The organism is Streptomyces sp. NPDC086147 (genome assembly GCF_040702165.1).
Taxonomy (GTDB): Bacteria; Actinomycetota; Actinomycetes; order Streptomycetales; family Streptomycetaceae; genus Streptomyces.
The window spans coordinates 204,455-223,493 of record NZ_JBFBJO010000002.1 but is presented as its reverse complement, the minus strand read 5'-3'; the positions used below and the strand labels follow the sequence as shown (position 1 = coordinate 223,493).

Here is a 19,039-nt window from a genome sequence, read left to right as displayed (position 1 = left end):
AGGAGAGATCCGTGAAGTCGTTCCGCCCGTCCCTCGCCGCCCTGCTCGTGCCGCTGGCACTCCTCGCCTCCGCCTGCTCCGGCGCCTCCGCGGCCGGCGAGGCCTCGAACTCCGACGGCAAGGGCTCCCTCGTCCTGAACGTCGGTGACCAGAAGGGCGGCTCCGAGGCCCTGCTGCGCGCCGCCGGCGAACTCGACGACCTGCCGTACCGCGTCACCTGGTCGACGTTCACCTCGGGGCCACCCCTCCTGGAGGCGGTGAACGCGAAGGCCGTCGACATCGGCTCCGTCGGCAACACCCCGCCCGTCTTCGCCGCCGGGGCCGGTTCGAAGATCACCGTGATCGCCGCGACCCACGGCGACTCGGCGGGCGAGGCGATCCTCGTCCCGAAGGACTCGCCGCTGCGCACCGCGGGCGACCTGAAGGGGAAGAAGGTCGCCGTCGCGCAGGGCAGCTCCGCCCACTTCCAGCTCGTCGCCTCCCTCGCGAAGGCCGGCCTGAAACTGTCCGACGTCCAGGTCACCCTGCTCCAGCCGGCCGACGCCCTGGCCGCGTTCACCACCGGCAAGGTGGACGCCTGGGCCGTCTGGGACCCGTACACCTCGCAGGTCCTGCTCGGCGGGAAGGGCCGGGTCCTGGCCGACGGACGCGGGGTCGTCAACGGCCTCGGCTTCCAGGTCGCCTCCCCCTCCGCGCTCGCCGACAAGGAGAAGGCCAAGGCGATCGGCGACTTCGTCGAGCGGCTGCGCCGCGCCCAGGACTGGGTGTTCGAGCACCCGGAGGAGTGGGCGAAGGTCTGGGCGAAGGAGACCGGCCTGCCGTACGAGGTGGCGCTCGCCGCCGTCAAGCGCAGCAACGGCACCCGCATCCCGGTCGCCCTCGACGAGGCCGCCGTCGCCTCCGAGCAGCGGATCGCCGACACCTTCGCCGAACTCAAGCTGATCCCGAAGAAGTTCCGCTTCGCGGACTACGTGGACACCCGTTTCAACAAGGACCTGCCGCCGTCGACCACCGCGGCGCGCAGCTACGGAAAGGCCTCCTGATGAGCGTCCATCTGCACTGGTTCCTGCCGACCGGCGGCGACGGCCGGACCCTCGTCGACCGGCACGCGTACACGGACGGCGGGATCACCCGGAACCGGACCGTCTCCGGGGTGCGCGCGCCCGACATCGACTACCTGGTCCAGATTGCCAAGGCGGCCGAGCAGCTCGGCTTCGAGGCGGTGCTGACCCCGACCGGCACGTGGTGCGAGGACGCCTGGCTGACCACGGTCGCGCTCGCCCAGCACACCGAACGCCTCAAGTTCCTGGTGGCGTTCCGGCCGGGGGTGATCTCGCCGGTCCTCGCGGCCCAGATGGCGTCCACGTACCAGCGGATCACCCGGGGCCGGCTGCTCCTCAACGTGGTGACGGGCGGCGACTCGGCCGAGCAGCGCCGCTTCGGCGACCACCTCGACCACGACCGTCGGTACGCGCGCACGGCCGAGTTCCTCTCGGTGGTGCGGGGCGTGTGGGGCGGGCGGCCGTACGACTTCGAGGGCGAGCACTTCCACGTCGAGGGCGGGCTCACGGCCCTTCCGCCGGACCCGCTGCCCGAGATCTTCTTCGGCGGCTCGTCCGAGGCCGCCGGGCCGGTGGCGGCGGAGCACGCGGACGTGTACCTGACGTGGGGCGAGCCGCCGTGGCAGGTGAAGGAGAAGATCGACTGGATCCGGCGGCTCGCGGAGGAGCGCGGCCGGACGGTCCGGTTCGGCATCCGGCTGCACACCATCTCCCGCGACTCGGCCCGCGAGGCGTGGGCGACCGCCGACCGGCTGCTCTCCGACCTCGACGCCGAGACGGTCGCCGCCGCGCAGGAGCTCCTGGGCCGCAGTGAGTCGGTCGGCCAGCAGCGGATGCTGGCGCTGCACCGGGGCGGTTCGCTCGACCGCGACCGCCTGGAGATCTCGCCGAACCTGTGGGCGGGCGTGGGCCTGGTGCGGGGCGGGGCCGGGACCGCGCTCGTCGGCAGCCACGCCGACGTCGCGGACCGGATCGAGGAGTACCACGACCTCGGGGTGGAGCACTTCGTGCTGTCGGGCTACCCGCACCTGGAGGAGGCGTACTGGTTCGGCGAGGGCGTGACGCCGGAGCTGGCCGCGCGCGGACTGCTCCCCTCTCCCCCGGCCTCTCCGCTCCTTGGCGTCCCGGCGACGAACGGGCGCCCGGCCTCGGCGCCGGGCGGTGCCCCGCTGCTCGTGCCCGGCGGCCGGTAGGAACCGGCGGGGCGGGGCGCGGGAAGATCCGCGCCCCCGCCCCGGTTGGTAGAAGCGTGAACGATTTCGTGAGGGAAGAAACAGTGGAAGGCGGCGGGGAGGCCCGCCCGCTCGACGTCGTCGTCATCGGCGCCGGGCAGGCGGGCCTCTCCGCCGCCTTCCACCTGCGGCGCACCGGCCTGGAGCCGGACCGGGACTTCGTCGTCCTCGACCACGCCCCGCGCCCTGGCGGCGCCTGGCAGTTCCGGTGGCCCTCCCTCACGTACGGCAAGGTCCACGGGATGCACGCGCTGCCCGGGATGGAGCTGACCGGCGCGGACCCCGCGCGCCCCTCCTCCGAGGTGATCGGCGGCTACTTCGACGCGTACGAGCGGACCTTCGACCTGCGGGTCCACCGGCCCGTGGACGTCACCGCCGTCCGGGAGGGCGAGGGCGGACGGCTCCGGGTGGAGACCTCGGAGGGCGTCTACGCGACCCGGGCCCTGATCAACGCCACCGGTACCTGGGACCGTCCCTTCTGGCCGCGCTACCCCGGCCAGGAGACCTTCCGGGGCCGCCAGCTGCACACCGCCGGATATCCGGGCCCGGAGGAGTTCGCGGGCGAGCGGGTGCTCGTGGTGGGCGGCGGGGCCTCCGGGACCCAGCACCTGATGGAGATCGCCGGGGTCGCCGCCGACACGTTCTGGGTGACCCGGCGCGAGCCCGTCTTCCGCGAGGGTCCGTTCGGCGAGGCGGAGGGGCGGGCCGCCGTCGCGCTGGTCGAGGAGCGGGTGCGGCGGGGGCTGCCCCCGCAGAGCGTCGTCTCGGTCACCGGTCTCCCCCTCAACGACGCGATCCGGGAGGCACGCGCGCGCGGGGTCCTGGACCGGCTCCCGATGTTCGACCGGATCACCCCGACCGGGGTGGCCTGGGACGACGGCCGGAGCGTCGACGTGGACGTGATCCTGTGGGCGACCGGCTTCCGGGCGGCGATCGACCACCTGACCCCGCTGCGGCTGCGGGAGCCGGGCGGCGGCATCCAAGTGGAGGGCACGCGCGCGGTGCGGGACGAACGCGTCCACCTCGTGGGCTACGGCCCCTCGGCCTCGACGATCGGCGCCAACCGGGCCGGTCGCGCGGCCGTCTCCGACGTCGGGCGGCTCCTGCGCCGCGAGCGGGAACGGGACCGGGACGGTGAGCGGGCCGTCGCTCCCGCGAGCCAGTCCGTTGAATCGGTCCGCTGAACCAATCCGCCGATCCGGTCCGCTGATCCGGTCCGCTGAACGGGCCCGTCGAACCGGCCCGTCCCCGCCGCCTCAGGGTGTCGCCGCCCTCCGGCCCGCGTTGAACTCGGCCACGTTCACCTGGTGGGAGGCGTAGTCGGCGGTGAAGCGGGTGTCGCCCGGGGCGACCGTGACGAAGTAGAGCCAGTCCCCGTCCGCCGGACTGATCACCGCGTCCAGGGCCTGGTCCCCCGGATTGCCGATGGGGGTCGGCGGCAGCCCCTTGCGCGCGTAGGTGTTGTACGGGCTCGTGGAGCGGATGTCCTCGTGCGTGGTGTCCACGGTGCTGCGGCCGAGCGCGTAGTTGAGGGTCGAGTCCATCTGGAGGGCCATGCCCCGGGCGAGCCGGTTGTGGACGACCCGGGCGACCTTGGCCATGTCGTCCGGGTTGTCGGCCTCGGCCTGGACGATGCTGGCCGCGATCACCGCCTCGTACGCGCTCATCCCGTGGGCCCTGGCGCCCTCGGCGACCTTCTCGGTGCCGAACCGCTTTCCGGCCGTGGCCACCATGAAGCGCAGCAGCTCCTCCGGCGTGGTGGTCGGGAGGACCGGATAGGTGGCGGGGAAGAGGTAGCCCTCGGGGTTGCCGCGGGCCTCGGCGGGCAGCCGGAGGGCGGTGCCGGGCGCGGTCGCGGCCTTCCGCGCGGCCCCCTTGGGCAGTCCGAGCGCCCGGTCGACGGACGTGTAGACCTGGGCCGAGCGCCGGCCCTCCGGGACCAGCAGGGGGCGGGGCCGGTCGGCGGCCGGGCGGCCGTCGCGGACGAGCAGCAGGGCGGCGGTGACCGCGGCGGCCACGGCGAGCGCCGCTCCGAGGAGGAGCACCAGCCGTCCGCGGCGGGTAAGACGGGGTCGGGAACGGTGCGGGGGTGCGTACGGTGTCGGCCGGTACGTCATGGGCGCACGCTAACCCGGCCCGTACGGGAATCCGGGGAACCCCGCACGCGACGGCCCCCGTACGGAGGCCGGGCGTCGTCCACCGGAACGCTCACGCGGTCCGGGAGACGACCGCCTCCGCGCCGGTCCCCTCGTCCTCCGGGGTCGTGGCGCCGTCCCGGCGGACCAGGGCCGCGTACCGCCCGTCCCGGGCGAGCAGTTCCTCGTGCGTCCCGCGCTCCACGATCCGCCCCTCCTCCAGGACGACGATCTGGTCGGCGTCGCGGACGGTGGAGAGCCGGTGGGCGATGGTGATCGTGGTGCGGCCGGCCGACAGGGTGTCGACGGCCCGCTGCACGGCGTGCTCGGTGCGCGTGTCCAGGGCGCTGGTCGCCTCGTCGAGGACCAGCACCGGCGGGTCGCGCAGGATGGTGCGCGCGATGGCGAGGCGCTGCTTCTCGCCGCCCGAGAAGCGGTATCCGCGCTCGCCGACCAGGGTGTCGTAGCCGTCCGGGAGCGAGGCGATGTGGTCGTGGATCTGGGCGGCGCGGGCGGCGGCCTGGATCTCCTCGTCGGTGGCGTCCGGCTTGGCGAAGCGGAGGTTGTCGGCGACGGAGGCGTGGAAGAGGTAGGTCTCCTGCGAGACGACGCCGACCGCGCGGGCGAGGGTGTCGAAGTCCAGGTCGCGCACGTCGACGCCGTCGAGGGTGACGCGCCCGTCGGTGACGTCGTACAGCCGGGGCACCAGGTAGCTGAGGGTGGACTTGCCGGAGCCGGTGGGGCCGACGACGGCCAGGCTGCCGCCGGCGGGGACGGTCAGGTCGACGGCGTCCAGGGTGGGGCGGCCGGGGGCTTCGGGGTCGTACCGGAACTCGACCTTCTCGAAGGAGACCTCGCCGCGGATCCTCGGCAGCCGGACCGGGTCGGCGGGCTCGGTGATGTCGACGGGCAGGTCGAGGTACTCGAAGATGCGCTGGAAGAGCGCGAGGGAGGTCTGCATCTGCACGCCGGTGGAGAGCAGGCTGACGGCGGGCCGGAAGAGGCCCTGCTGGAGCGAGACGAAGGCGACGAGCGTGCCGAGGGAGATCGCGGTGCCGCCGGATCCGACGGCCAGGCCGGCGGCCCAGTAGATCAGGGCGGGCATGGCGGCCATGACGATGCCGATGACGGACATCCGCCAGCGTCCGGCCATGGAGGAGCGGACCTCCAGGTCGACCAGGCGCTCGGACTCCTCGGCGAAGGACCTGGTCAGCGAGTCGGAGCGACCCATGGTGCGGCCGAGCAGGATGCCGCTGACCGAGAGGGACTCGGTGACGGTCGCGGCCATGGCGGCCATCTGCTTCTGGCGCTGGGTGGTGATCCGCTTGCGCTCGCGGCCGACGCGGCGGCTGATCCAGACGAAGACCGGCAGCAGGAGCAGCGAGACGAGGGTGAGCCGCCAGTCGAGGGCGAGCATGGCGACGACGGTCGCGACGACGGCGGTGAGGTTGGAGACCAGGGAGGTGGCCGTGGAGGTCACGGTCGCCTGCATGCCGCCGATGTCGTTGGCGATGCGGGACTGGACCTCGCCGGTGCGCGTGCGCGTGAAGAAGGCGAGCGGCATCCGCTGGAGCTGCTCGTAGACCGCGGTGCGCAGGTCGTGCATGACGCGCTGGCCGACGGTGGTCGAGATGAGGGTCTGGAGGACGCCGAAGACGCCGGTCAGGACGGCGGTGACGATCATCCCGAGGGCGAGCAGGCTGAGCAGCCCGGTGCGGCCCTGGGGGATCGCGACGTCCAGGATCTCCCTGAGCAGGAACGGCGAGGCGACCGAGACGAGCGAGGCGGCGCCGACCAGGAGGCCGACGAGCGCCAGGCGCGCGCGGTAGGGGCGGAAGAGCCGCAGGATGCGCCGCACCTGGGCGGGCTCCTTCGGTTCTCCGGGGTCGCGGGGCGGGGGTGTCCATTCGGACCGGTCGTGGGGGCGCATGGGCTCCTTCGGAGGATTCGGTGTCGAGCAGAGCATAGGTCACTGTTACCTATACTCACAATGAACGGCATCCTGATATTGTTCCCGTCATGAGCACTACCGACCGTACGAGCGATCCGGACGCCCCCGGCCGTACGAACGAGGCGGACGCCCCGAGCCGCGCGGACCGCGCGGGCGGGCCGGGCGCCTCCGACGCCGACGGACTCCTCGCCGAGCAGCTGCTCCGGCTCGCCCGCCGGCTGCACCGCATCCAGAAGCGCCATCTGGAGCCGGTCGGCATCACCCCCGCGCAGTCCCGGCTCCTGCGCACGGTCGCGGCCTTCGGGGAGCCGCCCCGGATGGCCGACCTCGCGGCCCGTCTGGAGGTGGTCCCCAGGGCGGTGACCAGCCTCGTCGACGGCCTGGAGGCGGCCGGCCGGGTGCGCAGGGCGCCCGATCCGGTCAACCGCCGCGTGATCCGGATCGAGCTCACCGACGCGGGCCGCGCCACGCTGCGGGAGCTGCGCAGCGCGCGCCGGGCCGCCGCAGAGGACATCCTTGCTCCATTGACCGCCGAACAGCGCGAGGTGCTCGGAGGCCTGCTGACCGCCCTGGTCGACCCCGGCCCGGAGGGCGGCTGCTGACCCCTCGGGGACGGGATCGCGCCGAAGGGGAGCCGTGACATGCCGCTGCTGGAACCGGACCCGCAGGCCCTCCGTCCCGGCCGGGAGCGGACCCCGGCCCCGGACCGGGTCCCGTCGCTGCACGCCAAGGGCACCTCGCGCCGGCTGCGCGAGGAGCTGACCGGGATCCTCGGCCCCGGCAAGGTGCTCGGCAGGATCTCCGACCTGGTCCGCTACGCCTCGGACGCGAGCCCCTACCGCTTCGTCCCGCAGGTCGTCGTGGTCGCCGAGGACCTCGACGACGTCTCCGCCGTCCTGTCGTACGCGCACGGCAAGGGCCGCGAGGTCGTCTTCCGGGCCGCCGGGACCAGCCTCAACGGGCAGGCGCAGGGCGAGGACGTCCTGGTGGACGTGCGCCGCCACTGGGCCGGCGTCGAGGTCCTGGACGGCGGCGCCCGCGCCCGGATCCGGCCCGGCACCACCGTCGTGCGGGCCAACGCGGCGCTCGCCCCGCACGGGCGGGTCCTCGGCCCCGACCCCGCCAGCGCGATCGCCTGCACGATCGGCGGGGTCGTCGCCAACAACGCCTCGGGCATGACGGCCGGGACGACGCGCAACTCCTACCGGACGGTCGCCTCGCTCACCGCCGTCCTGCCGAGCGGCACCGTGGTCGACACCGCCGCCCCGGACGCCGACGAGGAGCTGGCGCGGGCCGAGCCGGCGCTCTGCGCGGAGCTGCTCGCGCTGAAGGCCGAGATCGAGGCGGACGCCGAGCTGACCGCCCGCATCCGGGCCAAGTACACCCTCAAGAACACCAACGGCTACCGGCTCGACGCCTTCCTCGACGGGGACACGCCCGTCGAGATCCTGCGGGGCCTCATGGTGGGCTCCCAGGGCACCCTCGGCTTCCTCTCCGAGCTCGTCTTCGACACCCTGCCGCTGGACCGGGCGGTCTCCACGGCCCTGCTCTTCTTCCCCTCGCTCCCGGCCGCCGCCGAGGCCGTGCCGCTGTTCAACGACGCCGGGGCGATCGCCGTCGAGCTGATGGACGGCAACACGCTGCGGGCCTCGGTCAGCGTGGCGGGCGTGCCCGCCGACTGGGCGGAGCTGCCGAAGGGGACGACGGCCCTCCTGGTCGAGTTCCGGGCCCCGGACGCGGCGGCCCTCGACGCCTGTGAGCGGGCGGCGGACGAGGTGCTCGCCGGGCTCGACCTCGTCGCCCCGGTGGCGTCCGTGGAGAACGCCTTCACCCGCGACCCGAAGCGGATCGGCGGCTACTGGAAGGCCCGCAAGGCGTTCGTGACGGCGGTCGGCGGCTCGCGCCCCTCCGGCACGACCCTGATCACCGAGGACTTCGCGGTGCCGCCGGCCCGGCTCGCGGAGGCCTGCGGCGCGCTGCTCGCCCTCCAGGAGCGGCACGGCTTCGACGCGGCCGTGGCCGGTCACGCGGCCCACGGCAACCTCCACTTCCTGCTCGCCTTCGACGCGGCTGACCCGTCCGACGTCGAGCGGTACGCGGCCTTCATGGACGAGTTCTGCAAGCTGACCGTGGAGCGCTTCGACGGCTCCCTGAAGGCCGAGCACGCCACCGGCCGCAACATCGCGCCCTTCCTGGAGCTGGAGTGGGGGACGCGGGCGACCGAGCTGATGTGGCGGATCAAGGAGGCCTTCGACCCGTCCGGGGTGCTGGCCCCGAGGGTCGTCCTGGACCGCGACCCGCAGGCCCATCTGCGCGGTCTGAAGACGATCCCGGCCGTGGAGCGGATCGCCGACCCCTGCATCGAGTGCGGCTTCTGCGAACCGACCTGCCCCAGCCACGACCTGACGACCACCCCGCGCCAGCGGATCGTGCTGCGCCGGGAGATGCTGCGGCAGGAGGACGGCTCGCCGGTCGAGGCCCGCCTCCTGGAGGAGTACGGGTACGACGCCGTCGACACCTGCGCCGGCGACTCCACGTGCGCGCTCGCCTGCCCGGTCGGCATCGACACGGGCGCCCTGATGAAGGAGTTCCGGCACGAGCGGCACTCGCCGCGCGAGGAGCGGATCGCCGCCCTGACCGCGCGGAACTTCCGGGCCGTGGAGGCCTCGGCGCGGCTCGCGGTCGCCGCCGCCGACCGGATCGGCGACCGGGTCGTGGAGTCGGTGACCGGTCTCGCCCGCAGGGCGGTCCGCCCCGACCTCGTACCGGAGTGGCTGCCGGAGATCCCCGGCGCGGCGCCGCGCCGGCTGCCCCGAACCCACCGCCCGGCGGCGGTCGCCGTCTACTACCCGGCCTGTGTGAACCGGATCTTCGGCACCCCGGACGGCGACCCCGGGCCCTCGCTCCCCGAGGCCGTCGTCGCCGTGTCGGCGCGGGCCGGACGGCCCGTGTGGATCCCGGACGACGTGGCCGGGACCTGCTGCGCGACGATCTGGCACTCCAAGGGGTACGAGCGGGGCAACGAGGTGATGGCGAACCGGATCATCCAGGCGGCCTGGGGATGGACGGCGGGCGGGAGGCTGCCGCTCGTGGTGGACGCCTCCTCGTGCACGCTCGGCGTCGCGCACGAGGTGGTGCCGTACCTGACGGAGGAGAACCGGGAGCTGCACGCCGGACTGACCGTGGTGGACTCCCTCGTGTGGGCGGCGGACGAGCTGCTCCCCCGACTCGACGTGCGCCGCCGGGTCGGCTCCGCCGTGGTCCACCCCACGTGCTCGATGCGGCACCTGGGCGACGAGGACCGGCTGACCGAGCTGGCCGGGGCCTGCGCGGAGGAGGTCGTCGTCCCCGCCGACGCGGGCTGCTGCGCCTTCGCGGGCGACCGGGGCATGCTGCACCCGGAGCTGACGGCGTCGGCGACGGCCCGGGAGGCGGCCGAGGTCACGGCCCGGCCGTTCGACGCGCACCTGTCGGCCAACCGGACGTGCGAGATCGGGATGGACCGGGCGACGGGCCGGACCTACGAGTCGGTGCTGATCGCGCTGGAACGCGCCACGCGCCCCTGACCCCGCGTCAGCTCTCCCGGAAATCCCGGGCGGTGGAGACCTTCGTACGTTCGGGTGAGGCGCGGCGGGCGGTACGGCACCGCGCCGGAGCCGGAACGTACAGTCCGACTGTCCGACTCCGGCTCCGGGAGGTTCCGTGAACGAGCAGACGCCGCCCGCCCCGAGCCGCCGCGAGGTCCTCAGGACCACCGCCGGAGCGGCTGGCGCGGGTCTCGCTCTCGCCGCCGTCGGCACCGGGGCGGCCCACGCGGCACCCGGCCCCGCGGCCGTCCCGGCGCGCCGGGACGCCACCATGGCCGGTGTCCCCTTCGAGGCCCGCTCCACGGTCCGGGTGGGGATCGTGGGCTTCGGCAACCGGGGCGCCGCCATGATCGGCCACTTCCTCGCCCACCCCTGGGTGCGGGTCGTCGCCGTCTGCGACCCGGTGCGCGCGAAGGCCGAGCGGGCCGCCGCGCAGGTCGTCGCCGCCGGCCGGCCCGCCCCCGCCCTGTACGCCAACGGCGAGGAGGACTACGAGAACCTCTGCGCCCGCACCGACCTCGACCTCGTGTACGTGGCCACCCCCTGGGAGAGCCACTTCGCGATCGCCCGGGCCGCGATGCTGAACGGCAAGCACGTCGGCGTGGAGTGCCCGGTCGCCATGGAGATGGACGAGCTGTGGGAGCTGGTCGACCTCTCGGAGCGGACCCGCCGGCACTGCATGCAGCTGGAGAACTGCTGCTACGGCCGGAACGAGATGCGGGTGCTGCGGATGGCGCACGCGGGGAAGTTCGGCGAACTCCTGCACGGGGCGGGGGCGTACAACCACGACCTGCGCGCCCTGCTGTTCTCGCCGACGTACTACGAGGGGCCCTGGCGCCGGCTGTGGCACACCCGGCTGCGCGGCGACCTCTACCCCAACCACGGCTTCGGCCCGGTCGCGAACTACATGGACGTCAACCGGGGCGACCGGGCGGTGAGCATCAGCAGCCTCGGCACCCCGGCGCTCGGCCTCGCCGAGTACCGGCAGGAGCACGTGCCGTCCGGCGACCCGAGCTGGAAGGAGACGTACGTCGGGAGCGACCGGACGGTCAGCCTCGTCCGGACGGCCAGGGGCCGGGTGATCCGCCTCGAACACGACGTCTCCACCCCGCACCCGTACAGCAGGGTCAACAGCCTGGGCGGCACCCGGGGCGTCTTCGAGGACTACCCGCCCCGGATCTATCTGGAGCCGGACCACCGGGACGACCAGTGGGGCGACTTCTCGGCCTACGCCGCCGCGTTCGACCACTGGCTCTGGAAGGACCACGCCAACCCGCCGGGCGCGCACGGCGGCATGGACTACCTCATGGTGTACCGCCTGGTGCAGTGCCTGCAGAAGGGACTCGTCCCGGACTTCGACGTGTACGACGCCGCCGTCTGGACGGCACCGCTGCCACTGAGCCACGCCTCGATCAGGGCGGGCGGGGCACCACAGGAGATCCCGGACTTCACCCGGGGGGAGTGGCAGCGGGCCCGGTCGGGAGTGGACTCGGTGAAGCCGGTCTGAGGGGTTTCCGTGCTCGGCTCCGGTAGGCGGGGGCTGGGCGGAGCGGGTGCCTTCTCAGTACTTGGTCGCAGAATCGGCCCGGGGTACCCGTACGCCTCAGCGACCGGCTGGAGGGCTCGCCCAAGGGGTCCCCTCGGCCGCCGCGTCCAGAAGGTCGCCCAAGCGGAGCGAGGCCGACGGTGAGGCGGAGAAGCACCTCGCCGGAGGCGCTGTGGCGACGCAGGAGGCTCTCGAAACCTTCGCCGGACCGGTAGGAACTCGCAGCGCAGGCGAGGAGAGCCTTCTCCACCAGGGAGTCGTCATCGGCATGCCGGTCGAGGTGCTCCCGCAGAACCTGCGGTCTCGACCTGGGCGACGGCACCGTGCGACTCGACAACACTCCTTGGTTCGCAAGCGGCGTGGCGTGCGGAGGCATCCTCACCACCCACTCCGACAAGGACGGCGTTCACCGGGTCGGCCAGGTGGTCTCGCCGTCGCAGAACTGCACGATCCAGCTGATCGTGCTGCCTGACGAGGGATCCGACGCAGCGCGGCAGAGCGCTCTGAAGGCCTTCGCGGAACTGGGAGTGGGTGGAGAGGGGATCGAGCAGTTCGGCATGGTCGCTCTCGATGTGCCGTCGGCGGCAGGCCTCGCAAAGGTCCAGCGGCTCCTCGATTACGGCGTAGCCCAGGAGTGGTGGGATGTGGAAGAAGGCTGCATCACCGACGCCTGGCGGGCAGCACGGATCCGATGAGATGCGCGCGCTCCGGCACCCGCCGACAGTGTCGGCACAAGTCCCGTCCGGGCAGAGGCAGAGCGGCCCGCGTCGCATCCGCCGGACCGCCTCTTCGAGCCCAGCCCGCTCCTGGGCTCGGCGGGAGGTGTCCGGGGCTGTGAAACCGCGGTCCTACGTTCCGTCGGCCGACCACAGCGACGGGAAGCAGCGTCACACAGTCGGCAGCCGCTTGGTGCTCGCCGGTCAGCAGTCGAACGCGTCGAGGTGCCGGCGCAGCAGGCCACCGATGTCTTCGCGGCCCCCTTCGACCGGCAGCGGCGAGGGGGTGTCCTCGCCGTTCGCCATGGCGAGGCTGCTGGCGAAGCGCACGAGGTCGGGCGCCGGAGCGAAGGAGTCGCGCAGCCAGACGGCGAAGGCGCCGGCTTCGTCCGCCGTCACGTCGGTGAGGGTGATGTAGGCGTAGTCGGGTTCGGTGATGGCCGCGGTGCCGTCCAGCCACACGTCCGGCGCCAGCTCGACCTCGAAGTCCAGGACGGTCATTTCGTGGACGCCGGACCGACGGTGCCCGATGACCGGGTCGGGGAAGGCCTCGCGCAGGGCCCGCTCCAGGGAGAGCAGCGTGGCGTGCCAAGCTCCACCGTCCCCCTCGGGGGGATAGAAGGCGAAGTTCGTCCGGATGTCTCGTTCCGTGGCCATGGTCTTCCTTGTTCTCAGGGGACGTACCGTGTCGAGCCGGGCGTGCCCGTCATCGCCATCATGGACTGCCAGTAGACGGCGTTGTCCCTGCCGTTCGTCACGATCTCCAGGCCCCTGATCTCGCTGTTGGCGGGATTGGCCATGGCTTGCTTGTAGCGGACGAGTTCCTTCTCGTCACCCGCGTACATGGAGTCGACGACGGGGTCCCACGCGATCTTCCCCTGGTTGTTGATCTTCACGGGCTTCGCCAGTGTCTCCTCGACCCGGTCGAGGGTGCGGAAGCTCTTCTTCGTGCAGTCCGGGTCCCGTGCGTGCTTCGCCTCGACGAGGTGGCCGTCGAGGGGGCGTATGCCGTCCACCATGAGCCCGCGCTTGCTCCCGAGCAACGGCACTTCCCGTTCGGGGTAGCCGGCCACGCGGAGCTGGTAGGCGTTGTCCGGGGCCGCCGGGCCACCGCCGCCTGCCAGGCCGCCGGGTCGGAGGGTGTTCGTCCACGAGCGGAACCGCTGCTGCTCTGCCACGGTGAGGAGGCGGGTCGTTCCGGGAACCGGCGGAATCGGGTCGGCGAAGGAGATGCCCGGGTCGACGGGATTGATCATCGGAGCCAGGGCCGGCACCTGCCCGGTGTACGACGCGAGGACGACCGGGACGGGTACGGGAATCGGCGCGGGAATGAGCGGCGGCAGGAACGGGAGTCCCGGGACGGCGGGCGCCGTCGGCGGATCGGCCGCGGGGAGCTTGACGCGTGCGGCGGACGAGTCCAGCGCATGGCCAACGGAGCCGAGGTCCCGGATCCAGGAGTCCACGAGCACGGCGTCGAGCAGTCCGCCGTCGTATCCGTTGCCCCCGAACATCGGCTGGTCCCAGGGCATGTCGACCGCGAAGAGGTCCATCCTGCGCTCGGCGATTTTCCCCTTGGCGGCCTCCACGTGCTCGGCGTACCGGTCGCATGCCTTGGCGATCTGTGTGCAGGCGGCGACGAGGTTCGTCACCAGCGGCTCGCCCTCCTCCGCCTTCGCCGGCGGGCAGGTAAGGCCGATGCTGTGCTTGACGTACGTCTGGAAGGCGTCGGCGGCCTCGCCGGAGTGTGCCTTGCTCGCGGTGAGGGCGTACGCCTGCGCGTCCTCCAGGAAGCGTTGCATGAGCACCCCGGCGTGACGCCAGGAGCCGGCGACGTCCCGGATCTTCTCCGGCGAGCCACGGAAGCGGTCACTGCCGCCGCCGGGGGCGTACTGCTCGTACCAGGCGGTCTCCCCCACCACTTCAGGAAGCTCCTGGCCCAGCCCGAGGTAGTTCTCGGTGCAGTCGGCACCGGGGTCGCCCATTCCTGCGGTGAGGTCGGCCTGCCGGCCCAGGAAGGCGGAGACCAGACGGCTTTCCTCGGCCATGAACTCGCGGGCGTTGCGCATCAGCCCCTTGCTCGTCTCGCCAAGGACGTAGGAGCTGAAGCCCATCGTGTCGAGCGTCGCGGAGGCTGCCGAGACATACACCTTGGCAAAGGCCCGCCCGGCTTCGTCGTCCCCCGCCATCCCGTGTTGCCGCGCCAGCTCGTGGCCGACGGCGACAGCCGTGTCACGTGCTCCCCGCATCGTGTCGAGAAGCCCCATGGAGCCGCGGATCATTCCCTCCGCGATGAACTTGACGTCCGGAGCCAGACCCATCACCGTCGCCTCCCCCTTGCAGACGTGAATCGTCAACCTACCTCAGGCTGATGCCATCGCCTGGGCGGTGTCGGATGCTCGGCTCGTTGCTGTCGGCCAAGGGGCGGAAACCGAGCATCGGGACCTCGTCCGGGTCGACGTCCTCGGACAAGGGCCGGCCTTCCAGGAGGAAGTCGAAGAAGGCGCGCAGGGCTTCGTCGCCCAGTTCCAGCGGGTGGAAGGGCAGCGCGTACGGCTCCTCGCCCCGCTCCCGATCGCACTCCACGGGACGGTCACCCACCCAGTAAGGCGCCTCGAAGACGGGTACGCCGACTCCCCTGGAACGTCGCCCTCCGTCGACTCCATCCCCCGGCCAGGGAAGACTTGGGCGATCAACGCCGCCGTTCCCTCGGCCACCGGCTCGCTGCCCCCGCAGTGCCGAGGCCACGTCTCCGTCCGCGTACGCCAGTAGCGCCGCCTTCGCTCCCATGCGACGCACACCAGCCCCACCGCTGACAGCCCCGCCGTCCCGAAAACACCCGAAGTTTTCGGGAGCGGCCAGCGACTGGGTACGTTCGTGCAGGCCAGAACCACCCCGCGCCCCCATCCGCCAAGTACCTTCAAGCACTTGGCCGCAGCCCTGCCCTCCGTCCGCACAGGGGCCGGGCACTGTCGTGTCCGGGCACGGCGTTCCGCCCGGTCCCTGTCCCGGCAGCGGCGCCGGCCGGGCGCGACCATGGCCGGATCCTTTCCCTCCGCGTGGAAAATCGATTGCCGGTTCCCGGGGAAAAAGCGAACCTTGCACGGTTTCCGGCGCCGTCGCACCCCCGACGCGCGTCTCCCCCGCCCTACCCGGAGACCCTGGGACGCCATGCAGATTCGAGATCTTCCCTACGCCGACCCGGGGGTCCCCGATGTGCGTTCGGGCACGCGGTTCCTCGTCTGGCTCGGTCGCCGACAGCTCGGCGGGCAGGTGAAGTCCCTGCTCTGGGGGCTGCTGCACTACCTGGGCATCGCCGGCCTGCCGTTCGGCATCGGCCTCGCCGTCCAGGCGGTCGTGGACCGCGACGGCGGGCGGCTCGCGCTCGCCGGGGCGCTGCTCCTCGCCCTGGGGGGCGCGATCGCGGCGGGCGACGTGATGCTGCACCGCACCGCCGTCACCAACTGGATCACCGCCGCCACCCGGGTGCAGCAGCTCCTCGCCCGCAAGACCGCCGAACTGGGCTCCGTCCTGACCCGGCGGGTCGCCGCCGGCGAGGTCGTCGCCGTCTCCACCGGCGACGTCGAGAAGATCGGCTGGTTCGTCGAGGCCCTGTCGCGGTTCGCGGCGAGCGCCGTCGTGCTCGTGGCCATCTGCGCGGGCCTCCTCGTCTACCAGCCCGCCCTGGGCGTCGTGGTGGCCGTCGGCGTCCCCGTCCTCGCCCTCGCCGTGCTGCCGCTGCTCCCCCGCGCGACCCGCCGGGCGGACGTCCAGCGCGAGAAGGCGGGCCGGGCCACGGAGCTGGCCTCCGACACCGTCGCCGGGCTGCGCGTGCTGCGCGGCATCGGCGGCGAGGAGCTGTTCCTGGGCCGCTACCGCGCCGCCTCCCAGGAGGTCCGCCGGGCGGCCGTGCACAGCGCGCGCATGTGGGCCCTGATCTCCGCGATCCAGGTCGTGCTGCCCGGTCTGCTGCTCATCGCGGTGGTGGTGCACGGCGCCCGGCTCGCGCTCGACGGGCGGATCGCGGTCGGCGAACTGGTCACCGTCTACGGCGCCGTGGCCCTCGCCCACCATCCGCTGCGCACGTTCGAGGAGATCGCGATGGCGTACTCCTTCTCCCGGCCGTCCGCGAAGCGGGCCGCGCGGGTCCTCGCGCTCGCCCGTACGACGACCGCCGCGGCGGCCGGGGACGGGGAGCGCCGGGCGTCCGGCGACCTGTACGACCCGCTGACCGGGGTGCGCGCCCCGGCCGGGCTGTTCACCGCCGTCGTCTGCGGCGACCCGGACGCGGCCGGGCGGCTCGCGGACCGGCTCGGTGGCCACCCGGCCGAACCGTCCGCCGAGGGGCGGGCCCACGCCTCGGTGCTGCTCGGCGGGGTCCCGCTCGACGAACTGCCGCTGGAGACCGCCCGTACCGCCGTCCTCGTGCAGGACAAGGACCCGGTGCTGCTCTCCGGCACCCTGCGCGAACTGCTCGACGTGCCCGCCTCGGGCGCGGTGCGGGCCGAGGACGCGCTGACCGCCGCCCGCTGCGAGGACGTCCTCGACGCGCTGGCCCAGGCCTCCGTGGACGCCGACGGCGACACGATGCGCACCCGGATCACCGAGCGCGGCCGGTCGCTCTCCGGCGGCCAGCGCCAGCGCCTCGCGCTCGCCCGGTCCCTGGTGGCCGACCCGGAGGTGCTCGTCCTGGACGAGCCGACCTCGGCGGTCGACGCCCACACCGAGGCGCGGGTGGCCGCCGGGATCGCCGGACTGCGCGCGGGCGCGACCACCGTCGTCCTCGCCTCCTCGCCGCTGCTCCTGGACCGCGCCGACCGGGTGGTCCTGGTCCACGAGGGCCAGGCGGTCGCCGTCGGCACCCACCGCGAACTGCTCGCCCGGGAGCCCCGCTACCGCGCGGTCGTCACCCGCGAGACGGACGGGGAGTTCGCGGTGGACACCGTGCGCGCACCGGGGGCCGTCGTACTCGAAGCACTGGAAGGGGAATCGGCATGATCGGCCTGGCTCCGCCGGAGTACGACCCGGGGGCCCCGACGACGGCGACGACGCTGCCCGTCGCCGCGACGGCGACCGTCCGCACCTACGTGCGCGCGCTGCTGCGCCGTCACCGCCGGGCGTTCGCCCTGCTCGTCGGGGTGAACGCGGTCGCCGTCATCGCCTCGATGGTCGGCCCGTACCTGCTGGGCTCGGTGGTGGACGGCCTGGCGGCCGGGGCCCGCGACCTGCACCTGGAGCGCACGGTCGCGCTGTTCGCGGGCGCGCTCCTCGTCCAGGCCGTGTTCGTGCGGCTGGTCCGGCTGCGCGGGGCGATGCTGGGCGAGGAGATGCTCGCGGACCTGCGCGAGGACTTCCTGGTCCGGTCGGTGGGCCTGCCGCCGGGCGTGCTCGAACGGGCCGGGACCGGGGACCTGCTCTCGCGGATCACCACGGACGTCGACCGGCTCGCCAACGCCATGCGCGAGGCCGTGCCCCAGCTCGCCATCGGCGTGGTGTGGGCGGGGCTGCTGCTCGGCGGCCTGGTGGTGACGGCCCCGCCGCTCGCGCTCGCCCCGCTCCTCGCGGCGCCGCTCCTCGTCGTGGGCTGCCGCTGGTACTTCCGGCGGGCGCCCTCGGCGTACCGCTCGGAGGCCGCGGGGTACGCGGCGGTGGCCGCCGCGCTCGCGGAGACCGTCGACGCGGGCCGCACGGTCGAGGCGCACCGCCTCGGGGCGCGCCGGATCGCCCTGTCGGACCGGCGGGTCAAGGAGTGGGTCGGATGGGAGAGGTACACCCTCTTCCTGCGGTCGGTGCTCTTCCCCGTCGTCGACCTCACCCACGTGGTGGTGCTGGGCGTCGTGCTGCTGCTCGGCGGGTCGTTCGTGCTGCGGGGCTGGATGGACGTGGGGCAGCTGACCACGGGCGCGCTGCTCTCGCAGATGCTGGTGGAACCGATCGGGATCGTCCTGCGCTGGTACGACGAGCTCCAGGTCGCGCAGGTCTCCCTGGCCCGGCTCGTCGGCGTCCGGGACATCGAGCCGGAGGCGGGCGACGAGAAGGTGCGGCCCGAGGGCCGGACGGTGCGGGCGGACGAGGTGCGGTTCGGCTACCGGGAGGGCGTCGACGTGCTGCACGAGGTGACCCTGAAGGTGGCGCCGGGCACCCGGATCGCCCTGGTCGGCCCGTCCGGCGCGGGCAAGTCCACCCTCGGGCGGCTGCTCGCGGGCGTCTACGCCCCGCGGACCGGGTCGGTCACCCTCGGCGCGGCCGAGCTGGCGCGGATGCCCGCCGAGCGGGTCCGCGAGCACGTGGCCCTGGTCAACCAGGAGCACCACGTCTTCGTGGGCTCCCTCCGGGACAACCTGCTGCTCGCCAGGGCCGGGGCCGACGACGCCGAGCTGTGGGCGGCGCTCGCGGCCGTGGACGCGGAGGGCTGGGCGCGGGGTCTCGACGGGGGTCTGGACACCGAGGTGGGCTCGGGCGGCCGGGCGCCGACCCCGGCGCAGGCCCAGCAGATCGCTCTGGCGCGGCTCGTCCTGGCGGACCCGCACACCCTGGTCCTGGACGAGGCGACCTCCCTGCTCGACCCCCGGGCCGCCCGCCATCTGGAGCGGTCGCTCGGCCGGGTCCTCGACGGGCGCACGGTCGTGGCGATCGCGCACCGGCTGCACACCGCGCACGACGCCGACCTGATCGCGGTGGTCGAGTCCGGCCGGATCAGCGAGCTGGGCAGCCACGAGGAGCTGGTCGCGGCGGACGGGGCGTACGCGGCGCTGTGGCGGTCCTGGCACGGGTGACCGGGCTGTATGTACGCGGGAGGGCCCGCACCGGGGAT

14 protein-coding genes are annotated in these 19,039 nt (G+C 73.5%); 9 read left to right on the top strand and 5 right to left on the bottom strand.

What is annotated here, in order from left to right; genetic code table 11:
* Window positions 1–11 precede the first annotated feature (11 nt).
* Genes AB0398_RS05895 through AB0398_RS05885 form a run of 3 tightly spaced genes read left to right on the top strand, consistent with a single transcriptional unit; the run spans window position 12 to window position 3,477 of the window.
* A complete protein-coding gene (locus AB0398_RS05895) occupies window positions 12–1,043 on the top strand; it encodes an ABC transporter substrate-binding protein (protein WP_366372564.1) in 1,032 nt (343 codons plus the stop codon).
* Window positions 1,043–2,254, top strand: a complete 1,212-nt coding sequence (locus AB0398_RS05890; protein WP_366372562.1) for an LLM class flavin-dependent oxidoreductase — start codon at window positions 1,043–1,045, stop codon at window positions 2,252–2,254. Before AB0398_RS05895 ends, AB0398_RS05890 begins: the two co-directional genes overlap by 1 nt.
* 56 nt (window positions 2,255–2,310) lie before the next feature.
* Window positions 2,311–3,477 carry an NAD(P)-binding domain-containing protein gene (locus AB0398_RS05885; RefSeq protein WP_366372560.1) on the top strand — a complete coding sequence of 389 codons (1,167 nt, stop codon included), beginning with the start codon at window positions 2,311–2,313 and terminating at the stop codon, window positions 3,475–3,477.
* Between the two features lie 72 nt (window positions 3,478–3,549).
* On the opposite strand, the gene mltG is transcribed toward AB0398_RS05885, so the two are convergent.
* Together mltG and AB0398_RS05875 are read right to left on the bottom strand one after the other, a co-directional pair.
* Entirely contained in the window at window positions 3,550–4,410 is an 861-nt protein-coding gene (gene mltG / locus AB0398_RS05880; RefSeq protein ID WP_366372558.1) for an endolytic transglycosylase MltG, read from the bottom strand.
* Window positions 4,411–4,501: 91 nt separating this feature from the next.
* Window positions 4,502–6,358, bottom strand: coding sequence for an ABC transporter ATP-binding protein (locus tag AB0398_RS05875; protein ID WP_366372556.1), 1,857 nt, complete (start codon window positions 6,356–6,358; stop codon window positions 4,502–4,504).
* An 89-nt stretch (window positions 6,359–6,447) separates the two neighbouring features.
* Between AB0398_RS05875 and AB0398_RS05870 the strand changes: the two genes are divergently transcribed.
* The 4 genes from AB0398_RS05870 to AB0398_RS05855 all read left to right on the top strand — a co-directional run bounded on the left by AB0398_RS05870 (window position 6,448) and on the right by AB0398_RS05855 (window position 12,207).
* Window positions 6,448–6,981: a MarR family transcriptional regulator gene (locus AB0398_RS05870; protein WP_366372554.1), complete on the top strand. Its 534-nt coding sequence runs from the start codon at window positions 6,448–6,450 to the stop codon at window positions 6,979–6,981.
* Window positions 6,982–7,020: 39 nt separating this feature from the next.
* Window positions 7,021–9,945 carry an FAD-binding and (Fe-S)-binding domain-containing protein gene (locus AB0398_RS05865; protein WP_366372552.1) on the top strand — a complete coding sequence of 975 codons (2,925 nt, stop codon included), beginning with the start codon at window positions 7,021–7,023 and terminating at the stop codon, window positions 9,943–9,945.
* 136 nt (window positions 9,946–10,081) lie between these two features.
* Window positions 10,082–11,473, top strand: a complete 1,392-nt coding sequence (locus tag AB0398_RS05860) for a Gfo/Idh/MocA family oxidoreductase (RefSeq protein ID WP_366372550.1) — start codon at window positions 10,082–10,084, stop codon at window positions 11,471–11,473.
* A 347-nt stretch (window positions 11,474–11,820) separates the two neighbouring features.
* Window positions 11,821–12,207: a DUF4265 domain-containing protein gene (locus tag AB0398_RS05855; RefSeq protein ID WP_366373009.1), complete on the top strand. Its 387-nt coding sequence runs from the start codon at window positions 11,821–11,823 to the stop codon at window positions 12,205–12,207.
* Window positions 12,208–12,432: 225 nt separating this feature from the next.
* Here AB0398_RS05855 and AB0398_RS05850 read toward each other — a convergent pair whose 3' ends face one another.
* The 3 genes from AB0398_RS05850 to AB0398_RS05840 are packed head-to-tail and all read right to left on the bottom strand — an operon-like array spanning window position 12,433 to window position 14,811.
* Entirely contained in the window at window positions 12,433–12,885 is a 453-nt protein-coding gene (locus AB0398_RS05850; RefSeq protein WP_366372548.1) for a hypothetical protein, read from the bottom strand.
* A 14-nt stretch (window positions 12,886–12,899) separates the two neighbouring features.
* Window positions 12,900–14,582 carry a restriction endonuclease fold toxin-2 domain-containing protein gene (locus AB0398_RS05845; RefSeq protein ID WP_366372546.1) on the bottom strand — a complete coding sequence of 561 codons (1,683 nt, stop codon included), beginning with the start codon at window positions 14,580–14,582 and terminating at the stop codon, window positions 12,900–12,902.
* 1 nt (window position 14,583) lies between these two features.
* On the bottom strand, window positions 14,584–14,811 hold the full coding sequence (locus AB0398_RS05840; RefSeq protein ID WP_366372544.1) for a hypothetical protein: 228 nt from the start codon (window positions 14,809–14,811) through the stop codon (window positions 14,584–14,586).
* A 585-nt stretch (window positions 14,812–15,396) separates the two neighbouring features.
* Here AB0398_RS05840 and AB0398_RS05835 point away from each other — a divergent pair.
* Both AB0398_RS05835 and AB0398_RS05830 read left to right on the top strand, forming a co-directional pair.
* Complete coding sequence (locus AB0398_RS05835; RefSeq protein WP_366372542.1) at window positions 15,397–17,223, top strand: ABC transporter ATP-binding protein; 1,827 nt, start codon at window positions 15,397–15,399, stop codon at window positions 17,221–17,223.
* Window positions 17,220–19,001: an ABC transporter ATP-binding protein gene (locus AB0398_RS05830; RefSeq protein ID WP_366372540.1), complete on the top strand. Its 1,782-nt coding sequence runs from the start codon at window positions 17,220–17,222 to the stop codon at window positions 18,999–19,001. Before AB0398_RS05835 ends, AB0398_RS05830 begins: the two co-directional genes overlap by 4 nt.
* The last annotated feature ends 38 nt before the right edge of the window (window positions 19,002–19,039 follow it).